The sequence below is a fragment of the uncultured Serinicoccus sp. genome (assembly GCF_947487915.1).
Classification (GTDB): domain Bacteria; phylum Actinomycetota; class Actinomycetes; order Actinomycetales; family Dermatophilaceae; genus Ornithinicoccus.
Genome location: NZ_CANKYH010000033.1, coordinates 1 through 540 on the forward strand (window position 1 = coordinate 1; position 540 = coordinate 540).

The 540-nt window shown below is 74.1% G+C and carries 1 protein-coding gene; it reads left to right on the top strand.

Going from position 1 to position 540, the window contains the following annotated elements:
• Positions 1 to 504, top strand: a 504-nt coding sequence (locus tag Q0795_RS17100; protein ID WP_298891754.1) for a C40 family peptidase, incomplete at its 5' end; no start/stop codon positions are given.
• Positions 505 to 540: the final 36 nt, after the last annotated feature.

Sequence of the window (540 nt, forward strand, 5' to 3'; positions counted from 1 at the left end):
CAGCAGGAGCAGGCCGCTCCCGCGCAGCAGGAGCAGGTCACCGAGCAGGTCTCCGCCCGTGAGGAGACCAGCGCGAGCCGCACCAACGAGCGCGCCGCCACCCCGGAGCCCGCTGCCCCGGCCGAGCCGGCCGTCCAGTCCCAGCCGGAGCCCGCCGCGGCCCCCGCCCCGACCGGCGGTGTCCTCGGTATCGCCGCCGGCCTAGTTGGCACGCCCTACCAGTGGGGCGGGAACACCCCGGCCGGGTTCGACTGCTCCGGCTTCACCAGCTACGTCTTCGCGGCGGTGGGTATCTCGCTGCCGCGGACCGCCGCCGCGCAGCAGTCCTTCGCCACCCCGGTCAGCGACCCGCAGCCCGGCGACCTGGTGTTCTACGGCTACCCGGCCTACCACATTGGCATCTACGCCGGCAACGGTATGATGTACGACTCGCCGCGGCCGGGAAAGATCCTCGATCTGCGCCCGGTATTCGACGGCGTCTCCGGCTACGGCCGCGTCGGCTGACCCCAGCCCCACCCCGGCGAGTCCGCTCCCGCCCCG